The 24,509-nt window shown below is 46.1% G+C and carries 26 protein-coding genes; 24 read left to right on the forward strand and 2 right to left on the reverse strand.

Annotated features, from left to right (window positions below):
- Nucleotides 1-367 precede the first annotated feature (367 nt).
- On the forward strand, nt 368-652 hold the full coding sequence (locus H2C83_RS07215) for a hypothetical protein (protein WP_181739249.1): 285 nt from the start codon (nt 368-370) through the stop codon (nt 650-652).
- Between the two features lie 245 nt (nt 653-897).
- Here the strand turns inward: H2C83_RS07215 and pepF are convergent, their stop codons facing one another.
- The gene (gene pepF, locus H2C83_RS07220; RefSeq protein ID WP_181739251.1) at nt 898-2,718 is read right to left on the reverse strand and encodes an oligoendopeptidase F; all 1,821 of its coding nucleotides are present in this window, start codon (nt 2,716-2,718) and stop codon (nt 898-900) included.
- A 435-nt stretch (nt 2,719-3,153) separates the two neighbouring features.
- Here pepF and rimP point away from each other — a divergent pair, with 435 nt between their 5' ends.
- The 23 genes from rimP (at nt 3,154) to H2C83_RS07335 (ending at nt 23,920) form a co-directional block, all read left to right on the forward strand.
- Nucleotides 3,154-3,615 carry a ribosome maturation factor RimP gene (gene rimP, locus H2C83_RS07225; protein WP_181739253.1) on the forward strand — a complete coding sequence of 154 codons (462 nt, stop codon included), beginning with the start codon at nt 3,154-3,156 and terminating at the stop codon, nt 3,613-3,615.
- Between the two features lie 21 nt (nt 3,616-3,636).
- The gene (nusA, locus tag H2C83_RS07230; RefSeq protein WP_181739255.1) at nt 3,637-4,758 is read left to right on the forward strand and encodes a transcription termination factor NusA; all 1,122 of its coding nucleotides are present in this window, start codon (nt 3,637-3,639) and stop codon (nt 4,756-4,758) included.
- A 32-nt stretch (nt 4,759-4,790) separates the two neighbouring features.
- Nucleotides 4,791-5,069, forward strand: coding sequence for an RNase P modulator RnpM (gene rnpM / locus H2C83_RS07235; RefSeq protein ID WP_181739257.1), 279 nt, complete (start codon nt 4,791-4,793; stop codon nt 5,067-5,069).
- Entirely contained in the window at nt 5,062-5,361 is a 300-nt protein-coding gene (locus tag H2C83_RS07240) for a YlxQ family RNA-binding protein (RefSeq protein WP_181739259.1), read from the forward strand. Before rnpM ends, H2C83_RS07240 begins: the two co-directional genes overlap by 8 nt.
- Before the next feature lie 16 nt (nt 5,362-5,377).
- Nucleotides 5,378-7,642, forward strand: a complete 2,265-nt coding sequence (gene infB, locus H2C83_RS07245) for a translation initiation factor IF-2 (protein WP_246333800.1) — start codon at nt 5,378-5,380, stop codon at nt 7,640-7,642.
- A gap of 1 nt (nt 7,643) precedes the next feature.
- Complete coding sequence (locus H2C83_RS07250; protein ID WP_181739263.1) at nt 7,644-7,922, forward strand: DUF503 domain-containing protein; 279 nt, start codon at nt 7,644-7,646, stop codon at nt 7,920-7,922.
- A 24-nt stretch (nt 7,923-7,946) separates the two neighbouring features.
- Complete coding sequence (gene rbfA / locus H2C83_RS07255) at nt 7,947-8,306, forward strand: 30S ribosome-binding factor RbfA (RefSeq protein WP_181739265.1); 360 nt, start codon at nt 7,947-7,949, stop codon at nt 8,304-8,306.
- Nucleotides 8,303-9,280, forward strand: coding sequence for a DHH family phosphoesterase (locus H2C83_RS07260; RefSeq protein ID WP_181739267.1), 978 nt, complete (start codon nt 8,303-8,305; stop codon nt 9,278-9,280). Before rbfA ends, H2C83_RS07260 begins: the two co-directional genes overlap by 4 nt.
- On the forward strand, nt 9,280-10,194 hold the full coding sequence (gene truB, locus H2C83_RS07265; RefSeq protein WP_181739269.1) for a tRNA pseudouridine(55) synthase TruB: 915 nt from the start codon (nt 9,280-9,282) through the stop codon (nt 10,192-10,194). Before H2C83_RS07260 ends, truB begins: the two co-directional genes overlap by 1 nt.
- Complete coding sequence (locus H2C83_RS07270; protein ID WP_181739271.1) at nt 10,195-11,136, forward strand: bifunctional riboflavin kinase/FAD synthetase; 942 nt, start codon at nt 10,195-10,197, stop codon at nt 11,134-11,136. It abuts the gene before it with no gap.
- Between the two features lie 135 nt (nt 11,137-11,271).
- Nucleotides 11,272-11,541, forward strand: coding sequence for a 30S ribosomal protein S15 (gene rpsO, locus H2C83_RS07275; RefSeq protein ID WP_181739273.1), 270 nt, complete (start codon nt 11,272-11,274; stop codon nt 11,539-11,541).
- Between the two features lie 126 nt (nt 11,542-11,667).
- On the forward strand, nt 11,668-13,788 hold the full coding sequence (gene pnp / locus H2C83_RS07280; RefSeq protein WP_376766348.1) for a polyribonucleotide nucleotidyltransferase: 2,121 nt from the start codon (nt 11,668-11,670) through the stop codon (nt 13,786-13,788).
- Nucleotides 13,789-13,903: 115 nt separating this feature from the next.
- Nucleotides 13,904-14,869, forward strand: coding sequence for a polysaccharide deacetylase family protein (locus H2C83_RS07285; protein WP_181739277.1), 966 nt, complete (start codon nt 13,904-13,906; stop codon nt 14,867-14,869).
- Nucleotides 14,870-14,946: 77 nt separating this feature from the next.
- On the forward strand, nt 14,947-16,200 hold the full coding sequence (locus H2C83_RS07290; protein ID WP_181739279.1) for a M16 family metallopeptidase: 1,254 nt from the start codon (nt 14,947-14,949) through the stop codon (nt 16,198-16,200).
- Between the two features lie 7 nt (nt 16,201-16,207).
- The gene (gene dut / locus H2C83_RS07295; RefSeq protein ID WP_376766349.1) at nt 16,208-16,636 is read left to right on the forward strand and encodes a dUTP diphosphatase; all 429 of its coding nucleotides are present in this window, start codon (nt 16,208-16,210) and stop codon (nt 16,634-16,636) included.
- 14 nt (nt 16,637-16,650) lie between these two features.
- Entirely contained in the window at nt 16,651-16,836 is a 186-nt protein-coding gene (locus H2C83_RS07300; RefSeq protein ID WP_181739283.1) for an aspartyl-phosphate phosphatase Spo0E family protein, read from the forward strand.
- A gap of 118 nt (nt 16,837-16,954) precedes the next feature.
- On the forward strand, nt 16,955-17,215 hold the full coding sequence (locus tag H2C83_RS07305; RefSeq protein ID WP_181739285.1) for a YlmC/YmxH family sporulation protein: 261 nt from the start codon (nt 16,955-16,957) through the stop codon (nt 17,213-17,215).
- A 103-nt stretch (nt 17,216-17,318) separates the two neighbouring features.
- A complete protein-coding gene (gene dpsA, locus H2C83_RS07310) occupies nt 17,319-18,215 on the forward strand; it encodes a dipicolinate synthase subunit DpsA (protein WP_181739287.1) in 897 nt (298 codons plus the stop codon).
- Nucleotides 18,215-18,817 (forward strand): dipicolinate synthase subunit B, encoded by a 603-nt coding sequence (locus H2C83_RS07315; protein WP_181739289.1) that lies wholly within the window; start codon nt 18,215-18,217, stop codon nt 18,815-18,817. The genes dpsA and H2C83_RS07315 overlap by 1 nt, the downstream gene beginning before the upstream one ends.
- 95 nt (nt 18,818-18,912) lie before the next feature.
- On the forward strand, nt 18,913-19,950 hold the full coding sequence (locus H2C83_RS07320) for an aspartate-semialdehyde dehydrogenase (RefSeq protein ID WP_181739291.1): 1,038 nt from the start codon (nt 18,913-18,915) through the stop codon (nt 19,948-19,950).
- Between the two features lie 14 nt (nt 19,951-19,964).
- Nucleotides 19,965-21,194, forward strand: coding sequence for an aspartate kinase (gene dapG / locus H2C83_RS07325; protein ID WP_181739294.1), 1,230 nt, complete (start codon nt 19,965-19,967; stop codon nt 21,192-21,194).
- A 9-nt stretch (nt 21,195-21,203) separates the two neighbouring features.
- On the forward strand, nt 21,204-22,079 hold the full coding sequence (dapA, locus tag H2C83_RS07330) for a 4-hydroxy-tetrahydrodipicolinate synthase (RefSeq protein WP_181739304.1): 876 nt from the start codon (nt 21,204-21,206) through the stop codon (nt 22,077-22,079).
- A 167-nt stretch (nt 22,080-22,246) separates the two neighbouring features.
- On the forward strand, nt 22,247-23,920 hold the full coding sequence (locus tag H2C83_RS07335) for a ribonuclease J (RefSeq protein ID WP_181739296.1): 1,674 nt from the start codon (nt 22,247-22,249) through the stop codon (nt 23,918-23,920).
- Between the two features lie 230 nt (nt 23,921-24,150).
- On the opposite strand, the gene sugE is transcribed toward H2C83_RS07335, so the two are convergent.
- Nucleotides 24,151-24,474: a quaternary ammonium compound efflux SMR transporter SugE gene (sugE, locus tag H2C83_RS07340; protein WP_181739298.1), complete on the reverse strand. Its 324-nt coding sequence runs from the start codon at nt 24,472-24,474 to the stop codon at nt 24,151-24,153.
- Nucleotides 24,475-24,509: the final 35 nt, after the last annotated feature.

The following is a 24,509-nucleotide window of genomic DNA, read 5'->3' on the forward strand; positions in this document are numbered from 1 at the left end:
GTCGCGGTTGTTCACTCTTCGGTTTTCAAGGAATACGCAAAAAAGGCTGTTGACCTTCTTTTGTCAACAGCCTTTTTTGTTGCAAGCAGATTATGATATTTTTTAACGATAGTGGTCCTTCTGGCTCATCATCAAGTTGGCACATAAATATGATAAAACAATGCAAGGATACAATTCAGAAAAATCAGTCCCGAAAAGCTGAAATTCATTGTCACGCCCGTTAACTGTCTGGAAGAAAAGAGACATATTTTTTGCCAGACAGAAAATTATTTTGCTATGGCAGGCATTGGCGAAAGAAATTGACCGGGATGAATTTGTAGTCTGCTGAAGAACCGGTTGGATAAACTTTTTCAAACAGGGTGATGGTATGAACTATATGGAAATGTTTCTGTTTGGTCACAAGCCGGCGATATATGGGACAACCCTTGAAAAATTATTGGATCACATGGTTTTTTATCTAAAACAGAATTATCCATATTTAAATTTAAAAAATAACGGAATCAATTTGATCGATGATGCGGATACCTATCTTTTCTTCCAAAGGGAAGAGCAAAAACAATATTTTATCAATCAGTTCCAGCAGGTTCAGCCCAAATCGCCCGAGTTTCATTTTTTATTGGATAAGGCATTGGGCTATCCGCCAAAACGGTAGAATTTTATAAAAAGGCTTTGCTACCAAAAAACTGGACCAGCGCCGATTGGCATATTCTGAGGCAAATCCAGGCAGATGTGAAAAGAAAACTGGCCAAAAATTCTTAATCACCCAAAAATAAAAAATATTTATTCGTCGAAGTGATGGGGAAAGATGGTCTAAAAAATGGTAAAACAGGCGTCAGGCCTCTCTCTTTACCAGGGAGGGGCCTGATACGTTCCAAAACAGGGAAATTGACCAGGTTGCTAGGCTTTTAACAGCAGCTGTTCAAATTCATCCAGTTTGTCTTTAAATGTTTGCAGTGCCTGTTCAATAGGCGCAGAAGAAGTCATATCCACTCCCGCTTTTTTGAGTACATTGATCGGTGTGTCAGAACTGCCGGCCTTCAGGAAGGAAAGGTAGCGGTTGACGGATAGTTTTCCTTCATGCAGAATTTTTTGGGATAGAGCGGCTGCAGCACTGAACCCGGTAGCATACTGATATACATAATAGTTGTAATAGAAATGCGGAATTCGTGCCCATTCCAAGCCGATTTCCTTGTCGCTTACCATGTCTTGCCCATGATATTTCTTGTTCAATTCATAGTACAAGGAAGTCAGGACATGGGGAGTTAAAGCTTCCCCTGCTTGTGCTTTCTGATGAATCAGGTGTTCAAATTCGGCAAACATGGTCTGGCGGAACACGGTGCCCCTGAAACCGTCCAAATAGTGGTTTAGCAGGTATAAGCGTTTTTGCTTGTCGTCCACTTGCTTGAGCAAATAGTCATTGAGCAGGGCTTCATTGCAGGTTGATGCAACCTCAGCCACAAAAATGGAATAGTTTCCGTATACAAAAGGTTGGTTTTTACGGGTGAAATAGCTGTGGACCGAATGGCCAAATTCATGGGCAAGGGTAAACAAATTATCAATATTGTCCTGCCAGTTCAGGAGAATATAGGGACTGGTTCCGTAAGCTCCCGATGAATAGGCACCACTTCGTTTCCCCTTGTTTTCATACACATCCACCCAGCGGTTTTCATAAGCTTCCTGAAGAATGGAGACATACTCTTCACCCATGACACTCATGGCATCGAGCAAAATTTTCTGTGCTTCCGGGTAGGATATTTTAAACGAGGCATCTTTGACCAGAGGCGTATAAATGTCGTACATATGCATTTCTTTAAGCCCCAATGCTTTTTTGCGAATGGACATGTACCGATGTAAAAGGGGCAAATTCCTGTTAACCGTATCAACCAATTGATCATATACTGTCTCGGGAATCTGGTTTTTGCTCAGGGCCGCATGACGGGCCGACTTGTAACCACGGACATTGGCATAAAAATTGTTTTTCTTGATCGCGCCGTTCAAGGTGCTGGCAAAGGTATTCTGGTATTTGCCATACGTGGAGTAGACGGCTTCAAAGGCATCTTTTCGTACGCGATGATCGCGGCTTTCCATGAAATGAATGTATCGGCCGTGCGTAACTTCGACCTCGCTGCCATCTTCATCGATGATTGTCGGGAAGACCAGATCCGCGTTGTTCAGCATGCCAAAGGTGTTGGCTGCTGTTTGCAGCGCGTCGCTTGCCTGTGCCAGGATCTTTTCTTCTTTTTGAGACAAAACGTATGGCCTTTTGGTGTTTAATTCTTCCAATGCATGCCTGTAAACTTGCAGCTGTTCGTTTTCAGCCAGGAAGGTGTTCAGTTTTTCTTCCGGGATGGAAAGGATTTCGGGGACAATAAATGACATGGCACTGGAAGCTTCTGTATACAAGCTTCTGGCCCGGTTATTCATTGCCTGGTAGAAAGACTGGGTTGTATCCTGATCTAACCGCATGTGGGCATATGTATAAAGTTTGTCGAGCCGCATGAGCAATTCATCCTGAAATTGCAATCCTTTCAACAAATCTTGAGACGAACGTCCCAAAACATTTCTGAATCTATCGATTCCCGGAATCAGTTTTTTAATTTCGTCATATTCTTTATTCCAATCCTCATCGCTGGGAAATATATCTTCCAGGCGCCAGGTGAATTCAGCCGGGATTTCCGAGCGAAGAGGAAGCTTCTTGTTTGATTGTGGTTTGGGCATGGATTTACCTCCTTAATACCTTTTGTTTCCAGTATACTACTGTACTTGTTAATTCAGAAATATTTTTCCGGACAAGTCCCTCGTTGCCCGGGTTGAGATGAAGAAATCAATGTTTAAATACTGTTATCCGGTTTGCCATTGTAGGAATTGGAGCACCGGTTTACTCCGAATTTTACACGATTTCATTTCCTGTATACAAATTGGTCGGATAATTTCTTTTCATTTGATCTGGAAGCTGCCTTGTTGAAACCATAGCTGAAAATTGACAGAAAGCGCGGGGATGATAATTGTAATTGCGCCTCTTTTGATGATTGTGTTATAATCGCTTTGGCTATACTTATTGTAGATACATCTTGTGCGGGCAAAGAGTGGGTTATTTCACCCACTCTTTGCGTTTTATCAAAGATGTTATTAGCCAAATAAGGAGGGTTGGCTTTGAGCCGGCAAGTTACAAAAACCGTACAGAAAGTTGCCCAACCAATTGTTGAAAAAGAAGGCCTTGAGCTGGTTGACATTGAGTATAAAAAAGAAGGGCAAAATTGGTTTTTGCGCATTTTTATCGACCGGGAAGAGGGTGGTATTGATCTGGATGATTGCACCCGCATCAGCGAAAAATTGAGTGAAGCGCTTGATGAAGCAGACCCGATTCCGGGAGCGTATATCCTGGAAGTATCTTCACCCGGGGTGGAGAGACCGCTGAAAAAAGAAAAGGATTTCCGGAAAGCGATCGGCAAGAATGTTTATATTACCACATTTGAGCCGATCGAAGGGCAAAAAGTGTTTGAAGGGGTTCTTCGCCATTTTGACGGAACGACTCTCACTGTAGGCGAAGAAGAGAAATCGTTCGAGATTCCATTCGACAAGGTGGCCAAAGCACGATTAAGCGTCGTTTTTTAACGCGAAGGGAGGATTAGGCCGATGAATGCTGAGTTCATCGAGGCCCTTGATCAATTAGAAAAAGAAAAAGGGATCAGTAAAGACATATTGATTGAGGCGATTGAAGCTGCATTGATTTCCGGGTACAAACGCAATTTTCACTCTGCGCAAAATGTACGTGTTGACGTGGGCAGGCAAACCGGCCTGGTACGTGTATTTGCCCGCAAAACGGTCGTGGATGAGGTAGTCGACTCCCGTCTGGAAATTTCGCTGGATGCGGCGCGTGAGATTGATCCCAATTATCAATTGGGGGATATTGTGGAGATTGAAGTGACGCCGGCAGATTTTGGACGAATTGCTGCCCAGACAGTCAAACAGGTTGTTACCCAACGAATCCGGGAAGCGGAACGTTCGGCGATTTATAAAGATTTTATTGACCGGGAAGAAGACATTATTACAGGAATTGTCCAACGGACAGACAGCCGGTTTTACTATGTGGATCTGGGGCGGATTGAAGCTCTGTTGCCCCACAATGAAACGATTGCCGGGGAACGGTTCAAGCACGGTGACCGGGTGAAAGCTTATATCACCAAGGTGGAAAAATCGACAAAAGGGCCGCAAATTTATTTGTCCCGCACCCATCCGGGATTGTTGAAACGTCTGTTTGAATTGGAAGTTCCGGAAATTTACGATGGGGTTGTGGAGATCAAGGCTATTGCCCGTGAAGCCGGGCATCGTTCCAAAGTGGCCGTTTCTTCCCGCAATCCCGATGTTGACCCGGTTGGCGCCTGTGTAGGGCATCGGGGAGCCCGGGTACAAACAGTAGTCAATGAGCTGCGCGGAGAGAAAATTGATATTGTTCGCTGGTCGGAAAATATTGACGAATGGATCGCAAATGCACTGAGTCCTTCCAAAGTCATTTCCGTCACCATTTATGAAGACCAGAAAATGGCGAGGGTTGTTGTGCCGGATCACCAGTTGTCCCTTGCCATCGGGAAAGAGGGCCAAAACGCACGCCTAGCTGCCAAGCTGACCAACTGGAAGATCGATATCAAAAGTGAATCGGAAGTTGAAGAGATGATGGAGGAAGAGAGCGAAAAACCTGAAGAGCCAACCTTTGATGATTCCGTTGAAATGGGCAAAGTGGATGTAGAAGTTGAATAACCATTTTTCATGGGGGGAGGTTGTTCTTAAGTATGAGACAGAGAAAGATACCAATGAGAAAATGTGTGGCATCCCAGGAAATGTTTCCGAAAAAGAGTCTTATTCGGATTGTAAGAACGCCGGACAATGAAGTGGTTATTGATCCCACGGGAAAAAAATCGGGACGTGGTGCCTATTTGTGCGCCCGAATGGAATACATCGATTTGGCACAGAAGAAAAAAGTATTGGACCGTGCCCTTAAGACACAAGTTCCGCCTGAATTGTACGATCAGCTCCGGGATCATGTAAGGCAGTTACAACAAAATGGATAAGTTGTTGCAACAACTGGGACTTGCAATGAGGGCCGGCAGGGTCGTTTCAGGAGAAGAATTCGTGTTAAAGGAAATTCGTTCGGGAAAGGCATGGTTGGTTTTATTGGCTGTGGACGCCGGAAGAAACACGAAAAAGAAGATCGCCGACAAATGCAGTTTTTACAATGTTCCCCTGATGCGATGCGGAAACAGGGAGCAACTTGGAAAAGCGATCGGTAAAGAAGAACGTGTCGTTGCAGCTGTAACCGATCAAGGTTTTGCCCGTTTGCTGATGAAGTCAGGCAGTAAGTAACCGGGGGTGAATGGATTTGACCAAAATGCGTGTATATGAGTATGCCAAAAAAGTGAACAGGAACAGTAAAGAAGTCTTGCACATCCTGCAAGATCTTGGTTTCAAGCTGAATAACCACATGAGTGTGATGAATGATGAAATGATCCGGAAAGCGGATCAGAGGTTAAAGCAAAACAATGAAAAATCCTCACAGGAGAAAGTCCGGTCCCAGGGGGCGAAAAAAGGGAAGTCCCCGTCAAACGGCAACAGGAAACAGCTGCCTGCGGGCCAGAACAAGAAACGTCCGTCCGGCAGCGCAGGCCGCCAGAATCAACAAGGCAGTTCCAACCGCGGGCATGCCGATGAGGCACGTAAGACCGGTGCCGCTGATCCATCTGAACATCACGAAACGAAACGCCAGCGAAAAGAAAAAAAAGGCAGGTCCTTACATTCCAAAAATCGTGACACAAATATGAACCGCAAAGGTAAAGGACGCAGAAACAAAGGAGACAGGAAACAGGCAGGCAAGGAAAAGCAAGCCCCTGTTTTGCCAAAGGAAATTACCGTTTCTGGGCCGATGACGGTTGGGGAATTTGCCAAAATGTTGCGCAGGGAGGCTTCTGCCGTCATCAAGAAACTGATTTCTCTTGGAATCATGGCGACGATCAATCAGGAGATTGACGTTGAAACCATGTCTGTGTTGGCAGAGGAATTCGACGTAACTCTCATTTTCAAGGAAGAAGTGGATGAGAGCAACTTTGAAGAGATCGAGGAAGTGGATGCTCCTGAAGATCTGGTTGAGCGTCCGCCGGTGGTTACGATTATGGGACACGTAGACCACGGAAAAACCACTTTACTTGACAAAATCCGCCATACCAAGGTGACCGAAGGGGAAGCTGGCGGGATTACGCAGCATATCGGAGCATATCAGGTAGAGATTAACGATAAAAAGATTACCTTTCTGGATACGCCGGGGCATGCCGCTTTCACAACAATGCGTGCCCGGGGGGCAGAAGTGACCGATATCACCATTCTGGTTGTTGCGGCTGACGACGGGGTCATGCCTCAGACGGTTGAGGCGATCAATCATGCGAAAGCAGCGGATGTTCCCATTATTGTTGCTGTCAACAAGATAGATAAACCGGAGGCAAGGCCCGATCATGTGAAACAGCAACTGACCGAATACGGACTCATCCCTGAAGAATGGGGAGGAGATACCATTTTTGTTCCGGTATCCGCCCTGACGGGAGAAGGAGTCGAAGATTTGCTGGAGATGATTCTTCTTGTCGCTGAAGTGCAGGAATTGAAAGCCAACCCCAACAAACGGGCGCGCGGGGTTGTCATTGAGGCCGAACTGGATAAGGGTCGGGGAGCCGTGGCTACCGTTCTTGTACAAAATGGAACCCTGCATGTCAGCGACGGGATTGTGGCAGGGAATTATTTTGGTAAAATCCGTGCTATGGTGAACGACCGGGGCCGGCGTGTCAAATATGCCCTTCCATCGACACCTGTTGAGATTATCGGGTTGTCTCACGTGCCAAATGCCGGAGATCAATTTATGGTATTCAAGGATGAGAAAAAAGGTCGTGCGATTGCAGAAAAACGCCAGTCAAAACAAAAAGAGCAGGAACGTGGAGAAAATACCCGCGTTTCGCTGGATGATCTGTTTAAACAAATCCAGGAAGGCGAAGTCAAGGAATTAAATGTTATTATTAAAGCAGATGTACAGGGCTCGGTGGAAGCGATGAAAAGCTCGCTGGAAAAAATTGATGTTGAAGGGGCCCGCGTAAAAATCATCCACACGGCAGTAGGTGCGATTACCGAGTCAGACATTATTCTGGCTTCAGCCTCCAACGCCATTATTATCGGTTTTAATGTACGGCCGGAACCCAATGCCCGGTCGGTTGCCGAGCAGGAAAAAGTGGATATCCGTCTCCATCGTGTCATTTATAAAGCAATTGAGGAAATCGAATCATCCATGAAAGGGCTGCTGGATCCCGAGTATGAAGAAAAAGTGGTAGGCATGGCGGAAGTTCGGCAAATCTTTAAAGTATCCCGTGTTGGTACCATTGCCGGTTGTTATGTGACAGAAGGCAAGGTGGTTCGTGACGGGCATGCCCGACTCATTCGCGACGGGGTTGTCATTCACGATGGAGAACTGGATACGCTCAAACGTTACAAAGATGATGTGAAAGAAGTTGCGCAAGGGTATGAATGCGGCCTCACTTTGCAAAACTATAATGACATCAAAGAAGGAGACCAAATCGAGGTTTACGTTATCCAGGAAGTGGAGCGGATGTAAATTGTACATTGGTGTTTTGGAGTTTAAGGGGCGCCTAATCGCCTCTTTCTCCCTGAAAGACAAGCGCAGGGTGATCCAGAGTGTGCAGGTCAAAATCAGAAACCGGTTCAATCTGTCGGTGGCAGAAGTTGCGGATCAGGACAATCGTCAGTTTGTCTCGCTTACTGTCGTTGGTGTTGGAGGTAGTCGGCGAATCGTTGAAAATGAACTGAGACAGGCACTCCAGTTGCTTGAAAATACGGACGGCCTGGAAGTTGTTGCAGCAGATGTGACATTTTGAGATTGGCGACAGGAGGTTTGATTCGTGGTACGGATACGTGTGAGTCGTGTAGGAGAACAGATCAAAAAAGTGCTCAGCCGGATTATTCAGCAGGAAATCAAGGATCCCCGCATAGGATTTGTTACCGTGACAGGTGTTGAAATGAGTGGGGATTTGCAAATTGCCAAAGTCTATGTCAGCATTCTTGGAAGCTCGGAACAAAAGCAGCAGACATGGCAGGGATTGGAAAAGGCCAAAGGTTTCATTCGTTCTGAACTGGGCCATCGCATTCAATTGCGTCATGTGCCGGAACTCATTTTCGTGGCTGATCAATCACTGGAATACAGTGAGAACATTAACCGTCTGTTACATGATGTTCATAAACAGGAGAAAGAAGAACAATGAACCAATTTGAACAGTTTCACCTTTTTTTGGAAAACGCCGATCCCATCCTGGTGGTAGCCCATTTGTACCCGGATGGCGATGCAATCAGTTCCACGTTGGCGATGGGATATGTGTTGAGACAACTGGGGAAAAAAGTGACAATGGTGAATGAAAGCCCGATCCCGCAAAAATTCTCTTTTCTGCCGGGAGTTGAAGAAATAAAGCTGGCAGACAGTGTTTCAGAGATATTTCCGTATGCGATTGCCCTGGATTGTGCGGATGCTGAAAGAATGGGAAGCTGCCGTTCATTGATCCGGGAAAAAGCAATTGTCGTAAATATTGACCATCATGCAACCAATGACCGGTATGGCACTATTAATATTATTCAGCCCCAGGCCGCTGCAACAGCGGAAATCATATTTGATTGGGTCGAAGAGGCCGATTTCCCGGTTGACAGACAACTGGCTGCCTGCATCTATACGGGACTGCTGACGGATACGGGAGGATTTCGTTATTCCAACACTTCTTCAAAAGTGTTCACGCAGGCGGCTAAACTGCTGGAGACAGGAATTGAATCTCACAAGATTGCCGATGCCGTCCTGGAAACCGTTACGATGGAACAATTGCAACTGCTTCAAACGGCTTTGTCAACGCTGCAAAAGTCGGAAGACGGGTTGGTTGCGTGGATGGATCTGAGAAAACAGGATATTGACCGGTTTGCAAATTCACATGAGGACCTGGACGGAATCGTCAATTACGCCCGAAATATTTATGGGGTCGACGTAGGGATTTTATTTCATGAAACAAATGATAGAACGATCAAGGTCAGCTTTCGGTCAAGGGAAATGGTAGACGTGGGGAACCTGGCAAAATCGTTTGGCGGGGGCGGACATGCCCGTGCTGCTGGCTGCAGCATCAGCGGAACATTGCAAGAAGCGCATCATCGCGTTTTATCCCTGGTTCAGTCGAAGTTGAAGCAGGAGTGTGAAGTGTAATGAAATGCCATGGGATTTTGCCCGTACGAAAACCAAGAGGATTTACATCCCATGACATTGTTTCAATTGTCCGCCGTTTGACAAAGCAAAAAAAGGCTGGTCATACTGGCACGCTTGATCCGGAAGTGGAAGGCGTGCTACCTGTTTGTTTGGGACAGGCAACCCGGCTTGTTGAATATCTTCAGGATATGCCCAAGCGTTATCAAGGGGTACTCAAGTTAGGGATTTCCACGGAAACGGAAGACCAGACGGGCAAAATTGTCGAGCAGGCGGAATGGGTCGATCCAGTCCATCCGGATCAGGCAGAACGCGTTTTGGCCGGTTTTGTCGGCAAATTGGAACAGGTACCGCCAATGTATTCAGCAGTCAGGATCAACGGGCGCCACCTGTATGAATTGGCACGCAAAGGAATTGGGGTAGACCGTCCTTCCCGTACCGTCCATATTTATGAATTGAAGTTGCGGGGAATAACGGAGGGGGATTATCCTGAAATTGCGTTTGAGGTTCTTTGCTCCAAAGGAACATATATTCGCACATTGTGTGTGGATATCGGGAAAAAGCTGGGATATCCTTCCCACATGGTATCCCTTGTGCGAACCCAAAGCGGTCCGTTTCATCTGGAAGATTGTTATTCCCTGGATGAGCTGGAGCAAATCAGTGAGCAAAATACCTGGCAAGACCATTTAACCCGGCTGGATGAAGGCATTTCTTTCATGCCAAGCCTGGTTGTCGGGGATGAAGATATTCAGAAAGTTTATGACGGGTGGAAGATACAGATTCCTGAATCCGGTGAAAAGTTCATGGAAAATCAGCTTGTTCGCGTTTATGCCAGCTCAGGCGTTTTTTGCGCTGTTTATCGGATCATCTCTGATGATTTGGCAAAACCTGAAAAAGTTTTTCGGGATGTGGAGTAAATGGAAACGATACACTTAATGTACCCGCTTGACCAATCGATAAACCCGGAATCTGTTTCGCTGGCCATCGGTTTTTTTGATGGCGTACATCGGGGACATCAGGCAGTAATCAAGGAAGCCGTATCACTGGCTGAGGAACTGGGTGTTACTCCGGCCGTAATGACATTTGATCCGCATCCGCGTGAAGTTTTGGGCAAGGATTCCATCAGGCGCTATTTGACTCCTCTATCGGAGAAATTGGCCCAATTTGCACGGTTAGGTGTAAAAAAAGCGTTTGTTGTCCGTTTTGACCAAAACTTGTCTGCCTTGTCCAAGGAAGAATTTGTAGCGCAATTTTTATTGCCGCTTGGTGCAAAAGGTGTGGTTACCGGATTCAATTTTTCGTTTGGCCGCGCCGCAGAAGGGAAAGCACGGGATCTGGTGGAACTCGGAAAAGGACATTTCAAGACAAAAATTATCGACCCGATCCGGCAGAATGGAGTTGCGGTTAGCAGCACGTGCTTGCGCCAAGCGTTAGCTGAAGGGGATATGCATACGGCGTGGCAAATTCTTGGACGCCCTTATTCTTTGGCTGGAACAGTCATTAGAGGAGATCAGCGGGGAAGGCTGATGGGATATCCCACAGCAAATCTTGACCTGGAAATGCCGTATCTTGTTCCCCGGTCCGGGGTATATCTTGTGAAAGCCTCAGTGGATGGGGCTGAATCATATGGGTTGATGAATATCGGAGTCCGCCCGACGTTTTCAGACCCTGCTTCGCGCGAAAGACTGGAAGTGCACCTGCTGGAGCGGTCCGGCAACTTTTACGACAAGCAAATAAGGGTTTGCTTTTATCATTTTTTGCGGGAAGAACGGAAATTCCGGAACATGGATGCCTTGGTTGAACAGATTGAAAGAGACCGTCAGGAAGCGGATCAGTGGTTAAGGTCACTGGTGGAATAAGAATATTGTACTTATGTTTCTCTTATGGTAAAATTATTTGGAAACAGTCACCAACTGTAAGTAACCTTAGCTCGGTTCACCGAGGCCTCGACGGTGTTCTGGGTTACAGGGGTTTAAAATTAAGGAGGATCATCTATGGCATTATCTAATGAACGCAAACGAGAAATCATCAATGAATTTAAAACACACGATGGTGATACGGGTTCCCCAGAGGTGCAAATCGCGATTTTAACTTATCGGATCAACGAGTTAAATGACCACTTGAAAGATCATAAAAAAGACCATCATTCTCGCCGTGGTCTTCTGAAAATGGTAGGTCAACGCCGTAACTTGCTAAACTACCTGAAGAAGAAGGATATCACTCGTTATCGCGAACTGATCAAGAAACTCGGGTTACGTCGATAGGATAAAGCGGGGCAGCTTGCCCCGCTTTTTAACTTCGGTTCTTTTAAAACACCAGAAGAAGGAACATACTGTAAATATGAAGAAATATGGAATATTTGTGTCTTTGAGAGGGGGAAATTGTTGAAGATGGAATCTGCAATATTTGAAACAGATTTTGCAGGACGAAAACTGATACTTGAGGTTGGAAAATTTGCCAAACAAGCTAATGGTTCCGTCATGGTTCGTTATGGTGATACATCGGTTTTGGCTACTGTTGTGGCTTCCAAGGAACCGCGGGATACCGATTTTTTTCCGCTGACCGTGAATTATGAAGAGCGTCTCTATGCGGTCGGGAAAATCCCCGGAGGTTTTATTAAACGTGAAGGACGCCCTAGTGAGAAGGCGATTTTAGCTTCCCGGTTAATTGACCGTCCGATCCGTCCCCTGTTTGATGAAGGATTTCGCAATGAAGTCCAAATTGTGACGATGGTCATGTCGGTCGATCAGGATTGTTCTTCGGAAATAGCTGCCCTGATTGGTGCCTCTGCTGCTCTTTCCATTTCCGATATCCCGTTTAAAGGGCCGATCGGAGGCGTGGTAGTTGGTCGGGTGGATGGCAAGTTCATCATTAATCCTACGGTAGAACAGGCCGAAAAATCGGATATGCATCTGGTAGTGGCCGGTACAAAAAAAGGAATTAACATGGTAGAGGCAGGTTCGGATGAAGTTCCGGAGGAGACGATGCTGGAAGCGATCCTGTTCGGACATGAAGTCATTAAGGAAATTGTGGCCTTCCAGGAAAAAATCGTCGAAGAAATCGGACAGGACAAAATGGAAGTGGAGTTGTACCAGGTTGATGAAACCATCGAACAAAGGGTAAGGAATCTGGCAACGGATTCTTTGCTGGAAGCCGTTCAGGTGATAGACAAACAGGCGCGCCAGGATGCCATTGATCAGGTGAAGGAACAAATTTCCGAAAAGTTTGCTGATGAGTTAGGCGAAGAAGAGTTTGCGGAAAAAGAAAAAGATATTCATACAGTCCTGGACCAGATTGTTAAAGAGGAAGTCCGCCGCTTGATTCTGGAAGAAGGACAACGCCCGGACGGACGGAAAATCGATGAAATTCGCCCGCTTTCAAGCGAAATTGATATTTTGCCGCGTGCGCATGGTTCCGGTTTGTTTACCCGGGGACAAACGCAGGTTTTAAGTGTCTGTACGTTAGGTGCCTTGGGCGATGTACAGATTCTGGATGGTTTGGATCTGGAAGAATCAAAGCGTTTTATGCATCATTACAATTTTCCTCCCTTCAGTGTTGGTGAAGCCAGACCGCTTCGTGCTCCAGGACGACGGGAAATCGGTCATGGGGCATTGGGAGAAAGGGCGCTGGAACCTGTGATTCCGTCAGAGGATATTTTCCCGTATACGATTCGGTTGGTTTCGGAAGTGCTTGAATCAAACGGATCTACTTCACAGGCAAGTATTTGCGCTTCAACCCTTGCACTGATGAATGCGGGTGTTCCGATCAGGGACCCGGTTGCCGGAATTGCGATGGGACTTGTCAAAGAAAAGGATAATGTCGTGGTATTGACCGACATTCAGGGAATGGAAGATCATCTCGGGGATATGGATTTCAAGGTGGCCGGGACGCGTAAAGGTGTTACTGCGCTACAGATGGATATCAAGATTGAAGACATTGACCGGGATATCCTGCAAAGAGCGCTGGAGCAGGCCAACCGGGCAAGAATGGTGATCCTTGACAATATGGAAGCAACCATAAAGGAACCACGCAAAGAGTTGTCCCCATATGCTCCGAAGATCCTGACCCTGCGCATTCACCCGGATAAAATTCGCGATGTGATCGGGCCGAGCGGACGGGTCATCAATAAAATCATCGAAGAAACCGGTGTGAAAATCGATATTGAACAGGACGGCCGTATTTTTATTGCCTCTTCTGAAGCAAGACAGAATGAACGGGCCAAACAGATCATTGAAGATCTGGTTCGCGAAGTGGTGGTTGGGGAAACATACCTTGGAACAGTTAAGCGGATTGAAAAATACGGGGCATTTGTTGAGATTATCCCAGGCAAGGAAGGGCTTGTACATATCTCACAAATGGATATTAACCGTGTAGGGAAAGTAAGTGATGTGGTCAATGTCGGAGATTCCATCATGGTCAAAGTAACGGAAATTGATGACCAGGGCAGGATCAATCTTTCACGCAAGGCGGTATTGAAAGAAATGGCCGACAAGAAAAAAGAGATGTTATAACCACAAGAGGCAAAGCAAAAGAGTCAGAGCGATCTGCCTCTTTTTTACATTTTGGGGCCGGCATAGGGAGTTGTCCGGATGCATATGGTAGGAAGAAAAAGGAGGCGACAGAATTTTGTTACCACCTGTTCGCGTGATCGCACTTATCTCATCAGTATGTTTCATTGTTATACTGGTACAACTCCCTACCATTGAAGCGTATGTTGCTTCTGTAAAAAAACATGATGTCGTGCCAGTGTTTGGCTACTCAACGGAACAGAGGATCGTCAGGCAAATCAGGAAAGAGGCGCCAAAGCATTATATTGAACCCATCAATGCCCGGGTTGACCGGATCTGGAAAGCGATCCCGGGTTTAAACGGTCGTGAAGTCAATCTGAATGAAACGATTCGGCGCACTTTGGAACAAAAAGACAGAAAGTCCATTCAATGGGTGTATCGGGAAATTCCACCCAAAATTCAACTCAAGGATCTGGGAAATGAACCGGTTTACCGGGGAAATGAAAAAAAACCGGCCGCCGCCCTGATGGTCAACGTGGCCTGGGGAACAGAATACATACCGCAAATATTGAAAATTTTAAAAAAAGAGCAGATAAAAGCCACTTTTTTTTTAGATGGTTCCTGGCTGAAAAAGAATCCGGAGGCAGCCAGGCAAATCATCCGGGAGGGGCATGAAATCGGAAACCACGCTTATTCCCATCCGCTGATGAGTCAAATCAGTACCGCGCAAATGGAAAAAGAGATTGGAAAAACACAAGCACTGATTGAAAAACACTTGCAGGTCAAAAGTAAATGGTTTGCTCCGCCCGCAGGGGATTTTGACCGGCGAGTGATAAAAATGGCCGCACAATTTCACATGAATACCATATTATGGACATTGGATACCGTCGACTGGAAAAAATCAGTCTCACCGGAAATGATGGTAGGCAAGGTGGAAAAGGAAATTGTTCCAGGTACCTTGCTGCTCACCCATCCGACCGACCGGACGGTAAAGGCGTTGCCGCAAATCATCCGTGCGGGAAAGAACAAAGGTTTGAAATGGATGACGGTCAGCAATCTGTTATCATCGAAAAGGGTTAAGTAGATTGAGCAAAAATATTAGATTTGATATAGTAAGATTGCTTTTTGGACAGCTTATCGAATGAATAAGGAGGATCTTATTTGATCGTTAAATATACGTTGAATAATGGCGTGCGCATCGTAGCGGAGAAAATTCCTCATGTTCGCTCGGTAGCCCTGGGTATATGGGTTGGTACGGGTTCAGAAAATGAAACACCGGCAAATAACGGAATTTCCCATTTTATTGAACACATGATGTTTAAAGGAACCAAAAACAGGACAGCGCGGGAAGTGGCAGAAGCTTTTGATGCCATTGGCGGCCATGTGAATGCATTTACTTCAAAAGAGATCACCTGTTATTATTTCAAGGTACTTGATGAGCACTTTGCGACGGCATTGGATGTGTTGGCTGACATGTTTTTTGAGTCAATTTTTGCCGAAAATGAAATAGAAAAAGAAAAGAAAGTTGTATTGGAAGAGATATATATGGTGGAAGATACGCCCGATGATTTGGTACATGACCTGCTGTCGGAAGTATCGATCGGGGACCATGCGCTGGGATATCCGGTCCTGGGAAATGCAGAAACGGTCCAAAGCTTTAAGCGAGAAGACCTGTTCCAATATAAAAATCAGTTCTATGTGCCGTCCAATGTCGTTATCGCTGTGGCGGGAAACCTTCCGGACGGGTACCTGGAACTGATCGATGAGGCATTCAGCCACCATCAGGGAAAAACACCGCCTGTAAACAAGGAAGTTCCCGTATTTACACCCCGGCTCAAAGTCAGGAAAAAGGATACGGAACAGACGCATATTTGCCTCGGACTGCCTGGCTTGCCAGTTGGCCATGATGACCTTTATACCCTGGTATTATTGAACAATGTCCTAGGCGGCAATATGAGCTCACGACTTTTTCAGGAAATTCGCGAAGAACGGGGACTGGCATATTCGGTATATTCTTATCATTCTTCCCATCGGGATACAGGACTGTTTGCCGTATATGCCGGAACAAAACACGGTCAGGAAGATGAGGTCTTTTCCTGCATTTATCAGGTTTTTGACGATATACTTAACGGCGGATTAAGCGAGAACGAATTGCAAAAAGCGAAAGAGCAGCTGAAAGGAAGTATCATGCTGGGGCTGGAAAGTACCAATAACCGGATGAGCCGGCTGGGACGGGATGAACTGTTGCTTAACCGAAATTTTACATTGGATGAAATTATCGAGCAGATAGAAAGCATTACTTTGGAAGATGTGAACCGATTGGCGCAAAAAACCTTTTCGTCTCCCATGTCGTTGGCGCTAATTTCCCCTGATGGAAAAATACCGGCCAGTTTTAGGAGGAACTCAATTGCTTGATGTCAAAATGATTCACATGCCAGGAAACGAAGATCTACCTCTTCCAGTAAAAATGTCGACGGGTTCCAGTGGTTTTGATCTCCATGCCGCAGTTGTTGAGCCAGTGGAATTAAAACCAGGCCAGTGGAAGTTGATTCCTACTGGTATTGCATTATCCATGCCGGCAGAACTGGAGGCACAGGTCCGCCCCAGAAGCGGTCTCGCCTTGAAGCATGGGATTACGGTGCTAAATGCACCAGGCACCATTGATTCCGATTACCGCGGGGAGATTGGAGTCATCTTGCTCAATGCCGGTGAGGAGTCGTTTCGGATCCAGCGGGGAGACCGCATTGCACAGTTGGTTTTTGTGCAGATACCTGCTGTTTCGCTGAAAGTTGTGGAGTCGTTGGATGAAACTTCACGTGGTTCAGGAGGCTTTGGTCATACGGGTAAATAGGAGAGGTGATCTTCATGTCCGAACGGAATCATCGGATCAGAAGGTTACAGAAAGAAATGGAACGTCTCCGTAATGAACTGTATCAGTCGGTGAATGGAGAACCCGAACGATTAATGGATGCTCATGTGTTGCCATTGTCAGAACAGCTGGATGTATTGATTGTGGAAATGCAACGAATCCAACTGGAACATTGTCTTTAGAAATGCTGAGTTTTTAAGAGATTCAAGCCTCGGTTTTCATACCGGGCTTTTTTATTTTTGCAAAAATCCTGCATAAGGATAGAATGAGATGCTTGACGAGAAAGAGGAGGGACTGAATTTGCGCTGGAGTGAATTTGCTGCAAAGGAATGCATTGATCTGGTAAATGGGAAACGATTGGGGGATTTTATGCATGCCGATCTTGCTTTCGACCCGCAAACCGGAAAGATTCAGTTTATTCTTTTGCCGACCCATTCGTCCTGGTTGAAAAGAAACCAGCACTCCCTGGAACTGAAGTGGAGCATGATCCGAAAAGTGGGACCGGAGATGGTTATTGTCGATTCTGCAGACAGAAAAGCTTCCAAAAAACAATTTGAATAAATGGGAACCGAATCCCGGTTTTTTTCATATGATGCATCAAGAATTAATCATCAGCATACAAAGAAAAAAGGGGAGAGCCTTCCGAGGAAAGGAGTATGAAATAGTGCTGACAGGCAAACATGTTGTCTTCCTCGGTGGAGATGCACGGCAATTGGAAGTGATCAAAAGCTGTATCCAAATGGATGCCAAGGTTTCACTGATCGGATTTGACAACCTGCAAAGCCCGCTTAGCGGTGCGTCATTGAAAGAGTTGACAACAGAAGTGTTAAGCATGGCAGATGTATTAGTGCTTCCCATTATCGGCACGGATGAAAAAGGGAAGGTAAGCAGTGTTTTTACTTCAAAAAAGCTGGTCCTGACGGAAGAACATTTTCAGTCATTGCCTGAAAACTGCCTGGTTTTCGTCGGAATGGCCAAGGATTATGTACGGGAGCAGTGCCGTCAGAATGGAATTCAATTATATGAACTGTTAAAACGGGACGATGTGGCCATTTACAATTCCATCCCAACTGTAGAAGGCGCCCTGATGATGGCCATTCAGCATACGGATATTACGATTCATGGATCAGAATGTATCGTGCTTGGGATGGGCAGATGCGGTTTGTCTCTGGCACGCACCCTTCATGCCATCGGCGCCAGGGTCAAGGTTGGCGTAAGAAATACCGTGCACAGGGCCAGGGCGTTTGAAATGGGGATGGAATCGTTTGATGTTTCGGAACTGAAAGATTATGTAAGAACAGCCGACCTGATTTTCAATACGGTTCCGGCTCTGATTGTCGACGCCTCGGTGTTGGCGCTGGTCCCTCATGATGTTGTCATTATCGATCTTGCCTCCAAGCCTGGCGGAGTCGATTATCCCTTTGCCGAAAAACGGGGTATTAAGGCGATATTGGCTCCAAGTTTGCCGGGAATCGTTGCTCCAAAGACAGCTGGTCAGATTCTGGCACGGACAATCACCCGTTTAATGACAAAAGAGTTGTTCAGGGAGGAATCCGTCTGATGAATTGGCATGATTTAACGATAGGCTTTGGTCTGACGGGATCCCATTGTACACATGATGAAGTGCTTCCCCAAATGGAACGGCTGATCAAATTGGGGGCCAATGTCATACCGGTGATTTCGCATACCGTGGCTACGGTAGACAGCCGGTTTGGCACTGCAGGGGACTGGAAACGGAAGATAGTGGAAATTACCGGCCGGTCACCTTTAATGACGATTCCGGAAGTGGAACCTTTTGGCCCCCAAAAAACACTGGATTGTTTTGTTATTGCTCCCTGTACCGGCAATTCGCTGGCAAAGCTGGCCAACGCCATTACTGACAGTCCTGTCCTGATGGCGGCCAAAGCGCAAATGCGGAATCACCGGCCGGTAGTACTGGCCGTTTCCACCAATGATGCACTGGGAATAAATGCTGTCAATCTGGCAAAATTGTTGTCCACAAAAGATATATATTTTGTGCCGTTTGGACAGGATGCACCCGAAAAGAAGCCTAAATCAATGGTTGCACGCATGGAATTGATTCCGGAAACCTGTCTGAAAGCGATCGAAGGAAAACAGTTGCAGCCAATAATAGTTGAAAAATATCGCGACTTGACTTCATAATAGAAAAGAGATTTTGATAGTGAAATATCCGGGGTCCCCAATTTTCAAACAAATAAGCGGGGACTAACTTCATATGTTTAATGGGAGGGTACTCCATGAGTGCAAATGAATTTGTCGTTGCAGTTGTTGGAGCAACAGGTGCTGTCGGACAACAAATGTTAAAATATCTGGAAAAGAGAGATTTCCCGGTAAAGGAACTGCGTCCGCTTGCTTCCAAACGTTCTGCCGGACAAAAAGTCATGTTCCGTGGCAATGAAGTAACGGTTCAGGAAGCATTGCCGGAATCGTTTGCCGGTGTCGATTTTGCCCTTTTCAGTGCAGGCGGGAGTGTAAGTAAAGCATTGGCCAAGGAAGCCGTAAAACGGGGGACTGTTGTGATTGACAATACCAACGCTTTTCGGATGGATCCGGAAGTTCCGTTGGTTGTTCCAGAGGTTAATCCTGAAGCATTGAACCATCATAAAGGAATCATTGCCAATCCTAACTGCTCAACGATCCAAATGGTTGTTGCCTTGAAACCATTGTATGATCACTATGGAATCGAAAAAGTGATTGTATCCACCTATCAGGCTGTATCAGGAGCCGGGTGGCAGGCGATTAATGAATTGGAAGAACAGAGCAAGGCCGTTCTGGAAGGAAAAGAGGTTTCGGCACACGTACTTCCTGTCGGCAGGCTTAACAAACATTACCAGCAGGCATTCAACGTGATTCCACAAGTGGACGTGGCGGAAGAAAACGGGTTTACCCTTGAGGAAATGAAAATGATCCGTGAAACGAAAAAGATTTTTGGAGATGATTCGATTGACGTTACTGCAACTTGTGTGCGTGTACCGGTGATGCGCGGTCACAGCGAATCGGTCTACGTTGAATTGAAATCAGACTTTGATCTGGAAGAAGTGCGAAAGCAGCTGGGCGAAGTACCGGGAGTAGTGGTTCAGGATGCCATCGGGGAACAGGTTTATCCCATGCCGATCAATGCAGAGGATCGGACAGAAGTGTTTGTAGGCCGTCTGCGCCGTGATCTGAATAACCCGCGCGCATTGAATATGTGGGTTGTTTCGGATAATCTCCTGAAAGGAGCAGCTACAAATACAATCCAGATTGCTGAAGCATTGATTGGAAAAGACAAATAGAGAAGGGATAAGCAATGAGTATCATCGTGCAAAAATTTGGGGGTACTTCAGTAGCTACCCCTGAGCAACGCCAACGGGTCCTGCACCATATCCGCAAGGCGCTGGCAGAAGGGCATCAGCTTGTTGTTGTGGTCTCGGCAATGGGAAGAAAGGGCGAACCATATGCCACAGACACCTTGCTCAGCCTGCTGAATCAATACGGCAATCAAATTCGTCCTCGTGAAAGAGATTTGTTGATGAGCTGCGGGGAGATCATCTCTGCTTCCACGATCTCCAGCATGCTGAATCAGGCGGAAATCCGCTGCTGTGTATTGACTGGTGGACAAGCGGGAATCATTACGAATAATCAACATACCAATGCGCAGATCATTACGGTCAACCCCAAACGGATCCTGCAGGAACTGGAAAAAAATCAGGTGGTTATTGTGGCAGGATTCCAGGGCCAGACGACAGACGGAGAAATTACTACCTTGGGGCGGGGCGGAAGTGACACAACTGCAACGGCATTGGGAGCGGCTCTTCTTGCCTCTTTTGTAGACATTTTTACTGATGTAGAAGGAATCATGACGGCTGATCCAAGAATTGTGGAGAATGCAACGCAACTGGAAAGAGTCACGTACACGGAAATGTGCAATCTTGCTTTTCAAGGCGCCAAAGTGATCCATCCCCGGGCAGTGGAGATTGCCATGCAATCCAGTATCCCGATCCGGGTTCGTTCAACGATGTCCGATTCTGACGGGACACTGGTCACCCATATGACTGAAATTGACCGACAGGAGAGTGAGGTAAGAGAAAGAACCATCATCGGAATTACACAAATGCCTGAGGTAACCCAGATCAAAATCCGGTTGAGACAGGGGCAATACAATACCCAAATGCAAGTTTTCAAGGCCATGGCTGACCAGGGGATCAGCGTGGATTTTATCAGTGTCAATCCCAGTGAAATTGCTTATACGGTTAATGATGATCTGGCAAAACGTGCTGAACAGATCTTGTATGATATGGGATTGGAACCGGAATTATGCAGAGGTTGCGCAAAAGTTTCTGTGGTAGGTGCGGGGATTGCCGGAGTTCCGGGGATTATGGCCAAAATTTCGGAAGCATTGACAGAAGAGGACATTCAGATCCTGCAATCGGCAGATTCCCATACCACCATTTGGGTCCTGGTACACGGACAGGATATGGCCAAGGCGATTCGTGCATTGCATCAGAAGTTTCATTTGCATCAACTTCACTATTCATAAGGGGGAAGCATAATGGGTTTTGGCAGATTGATTACGGCTTTGTATACCCCGTTTACAAAAGAACGTGAGATTGACTGGCCACGATTGGGAGAAACAATTGAACGTCTGATCGAGAATGGGAATGATGCCATCGTCGTTTCAGGCACAACCGCCGAGTCTCCGACCTTGACACAAGAGGAAAAAATCGAGCTTTTCCGGTTCGCGCTTGAAAAAGTAAACGGACGCATCAAAGTAATCGCCGGTACCGGCAGCAACAATACTGCACAAAGCATTCAACTGACGAAAAAAGCCGATGAAATCGGGGCAGACGGAGTCATGATCGTTGCTCCATACTATAATAAACCATCTCAGGAAGGTTTGTACCAGCATTTCAAATCGATTGCGGAAGTCACCAAACTGCCGGTGATGCTTTACAATGTACCAGGGCGCACAAGCGTCAACATGTCCGTGGAAACCATGACCCGGCTGGCGCAGCTGGAAAATGTTGCAGCCATCAAGGAAGCGAGTGGAAATCTGAATCAGATTTCAAGCCTGATTGCTGCACTTCCGGAGAATGTGGCTGTATACAGCGGCGATGACGGGTTGACTTTGCCTGTCTTGTCCGTAGGCGGAGCCGGAGTTGTCAGTGTGGCCAGTCATCTGGTGAGCCGGGAAATCAAGGAAATGATTGATGCGTATTTTGCGGGAGATATCAAAAAAGCCCGGGAACTGCATATCCGACTGCTGCCCGTTTTCCATGGCGTCTTTATTACGACCAGCCCGGCTCCGCTTAAATATGCTATGTACAAAAAAGGCTGGTCTGAGCCATATGTGCGTTTGCCGATTGTCGAACTGACGGAGGAAGAAAAAAAGAAAACTGACGAGTGGATCGAAAAACTCCTGTAAAAAGAGAGAAAAAAGGCCTGTCCGCTTATGTGCGGCCAGGTCTTTTTGCTTGCTGGAAATTTTCCGGGTAAAGATTTAGTTGCATATTGATCTTTTAATCGTATATAATGAAACCAAGTGAAATTTGTGCGGTTTAGGGTGATAACAACTTAATAGGAGGGTAGTAGTTGACAAAAGACCAACGAGGCAAATTATCTATCTTTGCACTCGGTGGGTTGGATGAAATCGGGAAAAACATGTATGTGGTGCAGTACGGGAATGACATTGTAGTAATTGATTCGGGCTTAATGTTCCCTGAGGAGGAAATGCTGGGGATTGATATAGTCATACCCGACATCACATATCTGGTTGAGAATAAGGATAAGGTACGTGGGATTATATTGACTCATGGTCATGAGGATCATATTGGTGGATTGCCATATATTTTGCGTCAGCTTGATATTCCCATCTATGCGACCAAGCTGACCATGGGGCTGATTGAGCATAAACTGCGCGAAGCCAATATTTTAAGCGACACGAGACGGTACGTTATCAATAACAAATCGGAGATCAGGTTAGGTTCAACATTGAAAGCTTCTTTTTTCTATACCAACCATAGCATTCCTGATTCTGTGGGAGTTTGTATAGATACGCCTGAAGGAGCTGTCGTTCATACAGGAGATTTTAAATTTGACATGACTCCTGTTAATGGACAGGTTGCCGATTTGCATAAAATGGCTGAACTTGGGAAAAAAGGGGTTTTATGTTTATTGTCTGACAGCACCAATGCTGAACGGACCGGGTTTACCGGATCTGAAAGCACAGTGGGTGAAGGGATTAACGAAGTTTTTCGCAAAGCAAAGCAACGGGTGATTGTGGCAACATTTGCTTCCAATATTCATCGCATCCAGCAAGTGGTGAACGCGTGCCAATTGTACGGCAGAAAGCTGGCTGTGGTGGGACGGAGTATGGTAAATGTCGTAAATATTGCTTCGGAACTGGGTTATTTGCATGTGCCTTCAGATCTGATCATTGATACGGATGAAATCAACCGGTTGCCTGCCAATCGGGTGGCAGTCATATCAACCGGAAGCCAGGGGGAATCCATGTCTGCGTTGACGCGGATGGCAAATGCATCCCATCGCAAGGTTGAAATCCTGCCAGGGGATACCGTGATCATCTCTGCTACGCCGATTCCTGGCAATGAGAAACTGATTGGCCGTACCGTAGACCAATTATTCCGTATTGGTGCGGATGTTGTCTACAGCAAAACTTCCCATGTACACGTCTCAGGGCATGGTTCTCAGGAAGATCTGAAACTGATGCTTAACCTGATTAAACCCAAATTCTTCATTCCGATTCACGGTGAGTATCGCATGCTGCGCACTCACGCCCAACTTGCCGAATCAGTGGGGGTACGCCCCGAAAACATTTTTATTTGTGACAATGGTGACACGGTTGAATTCACAGGTGGCAGGGCAAGATACGGTCCAAAAATCCAAACCGGAAAAGTGCTCGTCGATGGTTTGGGTGTTGGAGATGTTGGAAATATTGTATTAAGAGATCGCAAATTGCTTTCGCAAGATGGAATTTTGGTTGTTGTTCTCACCCTCAGTAAAGCAAATGGTACGATTGTATCGGGACCAGACATTATTTCAAGAGGTTTTGTCTATGTCCGTGAATCCGAACAATTGCTGGATGAAGCTAATCGGATTGTGGCATTAACAATGGAAAAATGCATGAAAGAACATGTGAGCGAATGGGCTTCCCTCAAAACAAGCATTCGAGAAGCACTGAGCAAATTCTTGTTTGAGCGGATCCGTCGTCGCCCCATGATTTTACCTATCATTATGGAAGTTTAATGAAAATGGAACCGCACAAAAATGCTGCAGCTCTTGGATAGTCAAGAGTTGCAGCTTTTCGTCGTAAAAAGGTTCGTCACTGAAGCAAATAATTTTGGATAGATCAAAGCGGTTCTGAAACGAGCAGCTCCAATTGCCCGATTGTAGGGCTTATACCAATTTGTTGCAAGTAAAATTCATTAAAATATCAAAATAATGGAAAAAAGTCAGATCAAGCAGACTTTTTTCCATTATTGGCTTGCGGAGGCCAATTTCAATCCGGCAATACCGGTCAAAATCATACATAGAAATAATAAACGAAGCCAATGGCGGGATTCATGAAACAGGATGATTCCCAGGATGGCGGTGCCCAAAACGCCGATTCCGGTCCAGACCGCATAGGCTGTGCCGATGGGCAATTGTTTGGTAGCCTGCGATAAAAAATAAAAACTGACGACCATTCCGGCCAAAGTAAGAAGGGATGGATAAAAACGGGTAAAACCATGTGTATACTTAAGGCTGATCGCCCAGACAACTTCAAATATTCCTGCAATGAATAAATAAATCCATGCCACAATCATTTCCTCCTTGCAATCGATCGAAATTTCAT

It is taken from the genome of Thermoactinomyces mirandus, from assembly GCF_013868055.1.
GTDB classification, from domain to species: Bacteria; Bacillota; Bacilli; order Thermoactinomycetales; family Thermoactinomycetaceae; genus Thermoactinomyces; species Thermoactinomyces mirandus.

Coding starts and splice junctions, on each gene's coding strand:
- H2C83_RS07215 (WP_181739249.1), top strand. CDS start 368: ATGAACTATATGGAAATGTTTCTGTTTGGTCACAAGCCGGCGATATAT.
- pepF (WP_181739251.1), bottom strand. CDS start 2,718: ATGCCCAAACCACAATCAAACAAGAAGCTTCCTCTTCGCTCGGAAATC.
- nusA (WP_181739255.1), top strand. CDS start 3,637: ATGAATGCTGAGTTCATCGAGGCCCTTGATCAATTAGAAAAAGAAAAA.
- rnpM (WP_181739257.1), top strand. CDS start 4,791: ATGAGACAGAGAAAGATACCAATGAGAAAATGTGTGGCATCCCAGGAA.
- H2C83_RS07240 (WP_181739259.1), top strand. CDS start 5,062: ATGGATAAGTTGTTGCAACAACTGGGACTTGCAATGAGGGCCGGCAGG.
- H2C83_RS07260 (WP_181739267.1), top strand. CDS start 8,303: ATGAACCAATTTGAACAGTTTCACCTTTTTTTGGAAAACGCCGATCCC.
- truB (WP_181739269.1), top strand. CDS start 9,280: ATGAAATGCCATGGGATTTTGCCCGTACGAAAACCAAGAGGATTTACA.
- H2C83_RS07270 (WP_181739271.1), top strand. CDS start 10,195: ATGGAAACGATACACTTAATGTACCCGCTTGACCAATCGATAAACCCG.
- rpsO (WP_181739273.1), top strand. CDS start 11,272: ATGGCATTATCTAATGAACGCAAACGAGAAATCATCAATGAATTTAAA.
- pnp (WP_376766348.1), top strand. CDS start 11,668: ATGGAATCTGCAATATTTGAAACAGATTTTGCAGGACGAAAACTGATA.
- dut (WP_376766349.1), top strand. CDS start 16,208: ATGATTCACATGCCAGGAAACGAAGATCTACCTCTTCCAGTAAAAATG.
- H2C83_RS07300 (WP_181739283.1), top strand. CDS start 16,651: ATGTCCGAACGGAATCATCGGATCAGAAGGTTACAGAAAGAAATGGAA.
- H2C83_RS07315 (WP_181739289.1), top strand. CDS start 18,215: ATGAATTGGCATGATTTAACGATAGGCTTTGGTCTGACGGGATCCCAT.
- H2C83_RS07320 (WP_181739291.1), top strand. CDS start 18,913: ATGAGTGCAAATGAATTTGTCGTTGCAGTTGTTGGAGCAACAGGTGCT.
- dapG (WP_181739294.1), top strand. CDS start 19,965: ATGAGTATCATCGTGCAAAAATTTGGGGGTACTTCAGTAGCTACCCCT.